The organism is Saliphagus sp. LR7 (genome assembly GCF_003344565.1).
Classification (GTDB): Archaea; Halobacteriota; Halobacteria; order Halobacteriales; family Natrialbaceae; genus Saliphagus; species Saliphagus infecundisoli.
The window spans coordinates 1-2,436 of the sequence record NZ_QPND01000056.1 but is presented as its reverse complement, the minus strand read 5'-3'; the positions used below and the strand labels follow the sequence as shown (position 1 = coordinate 2,436).

Annotated in this window: 1 protein-coding gene; it reads right to left on the bottom strand. The window is 67.2% G+C overall.

All coding sequences use genetic code 11. The features are described 5' to 3' along the window. The coding region (locus DVH23_RS23045) for a carboxypeptidase regulatory-like domain-containing protein (RefSeq protein ID WP_114579674.1) at nucleotides 1–2,436 on the bottom strand (2,436 nt) is incomplete at both ends.

Here is a 2,436-nt window from a genome sequence, read left to right as displayed (position 1 = left end):
CGCCCTCGACGGTTTCACCCGCAGAGACGGTGACGATCTCCTCGGGCTGGTAGCCCGGCGGGGTTGCCGCGACCGTGACGACGTACGTCCCCGCGGGAACGTCGAGAGCGTACTGGCCCTCGGCGTCCGTCGTGGCCTCGTACTCGTCGCCGTCGCCGTTCTCGCCGACGATCGTGACGCCCTCGACGGGTTCGCCGTCGTCGCTTGCGGTGACCTGGCCGCTGATCGAGCCCGGCGCGGGCTCTAAGGCCGCGTCGTAAGTCACGGTTCCGTCCTCGGGCACCTCGATCGTCTCGGTGACCTCGGCGTAGTCCTCCGCCGTCACCGTGATCTCGTGCTCGCCGGCAGGGACGTTCTCGAGGACGTACTCGCCGTTAGCGTCCGTGGTCGCGGCGTGGTCGCCGGGGTCGGCGTGGATCTCGACGGTCGCACCCTCGATGGGGTCGCCGGTCCCGGCGTCGGTCACGGTCCCCTCGACGGTGCCGCCGTCGATCTCGACGGTCACCGGCGCGGTCGCCTGCTCGTCCTCGCTCGTGACGATGTGGGCCGCGTCGCCGACGGTGGCGTCCTCGGGAACGGTGTGCGTGAAGGTGAGTGCCTCGCTCTCGCCGGGCTCGAGCCCGACGACCTTCGAACTCTCCACCGTCGCCGTATCGGTCGTGACGTTACCGGTGGTGGCGTACTCGACTGCGTTCGTGAGCAGGCGGTTGCCCGCGTCGGTGAAGTCCGACTCGTTGGTAAAGTAGTCGCGCGCGACGGCGGTGCACAACACCTCGCCGTCGTCGCCGACCGCGACCGACGGGCCGCCGAAGTCGCCGCCGAAGTCGGCGTCTGCCAGGAGCGTGCCGCTGTAGTCGTTGAACCAGCTGCCCCAGGTCGTCGAGCCGGTGTAGACCTCGACGGTGTCGCCTTCCTCGCCGACGCCGGCGAAGACGGCGTGGTCGGCCGTGATGTCGATCGTCACCGGGTCGCCCGTCGTCCCGATGCCCTCCGAGCCGCGGGTGGCCGGGTCCTCACGGACGTTGTGGAGACGGTAGATCCCGTCGGCGTACGCCTCGGCGCTCGCTCCCTGATAGGAGTCGAGGTAGACGGCGTTCTGGTCGTCCCCGAGCGCGTCGAGGAAGTCCGACGCCAGCCCGTCGCCACCGAAGCGCTGGATGACGAACGTGTCGTAGTCGCCCATCGCGTCGAGCAGGTCGCCGGCGACGACGAGGTCGACCGCGTAGGCCTCGCTGTCGAGACGCTCGTCGAGGACGCCGACGATACCCTCGCCCTGTGAGGTGTCGGCCGAGACGTCGACGACCGCGACGTCGCCGCCTGCAGCACCGAGATCGTAGACGATCTCCTGTTCGTCGGGCGCATCGCCGGTGTTCTCGACGGTCGCATCCACGTCGTAGCTCTCGCCGATCGTCACTGTCTCCGGGGCGTCCGTGATCTCGACGTCGAAGAACGGTTCCAACACGGTGATCTCCGCCCACTGGGCGTCGTCGTCGGTCGAGACGCCGTGGTCGTACGTCCCCTCGCTCGTTCCACTGGTGTCGATGTCCTCGAAGGTGACCGTCTGGGAACCACCAGGTTCAAGGGAGACTTCCGTCGAGCGGCGCACCTCCTCGTCGAAGAGATACTCGACAGTCTGGGTGTCGGCGGCGTTACCCGTGTTGGTGATGTCGGCACTCACGTCGAACGTGTCCTCCTGATCGACTTCGCCGGGTGCGTCGAGGTTCGAGACCTCGAAGTACGACGAGACGAGCGTGAGTTCTCCCGTCTCACTGTCGTCCTCGGAGTAGAGTCCATAATAGTACTCGCCGGGTTCGAACCCGCTCGTATCGACCGTGAGCGTGACCGTGGTTTCGGCGGGGTGGCCGACGGGATCGGAGACGCCGGGGGCGGCGAGATCGACGAACATGGTCGTGACGGGCTCGCCCGAGCCGAGGTCGTCCTCGGTCTCGGCCATGTGGACGGCGAGTTCCTGGACGGCACCCTCCTCGCCCGTGTTCTCGAGATCGGCCGAGAGTTCGATCTCGGTGCCCTGGTCGGCCTCGTCGGGCCCCTCCAGGTTCGAGACGTCGATCGCGCCCAGATCGAGATTGCCCTGAACCTTGTACTGCAACAGATTGAGGTCGGTGGTATCGACCTCGCCGTCACGGTTCAGGTCTCCGAGATCCTCGTTGAAATTCTCGGGATCCATCCCGTAGATGTACTGCTGGGTGAGTTGGACGTCCTGGACGTTGACCGAGTCGTCCTGGTTGACGTCGCCAAGATCGTACTCGTAGACGGCGGCGCCGACTTCGTCGACCGCGGCGTAGGCGTCGACGATGCCGTACCCATACCGGACGTCCTGTTCGTCGCCCGGCTCCGACCAGTCGTCGGGTTTCCAGGCGGTCCCCTCGAGCACCGACCGGCTGTCCGCAGCGGTGAGGTCCTCGTTGGCCGAGA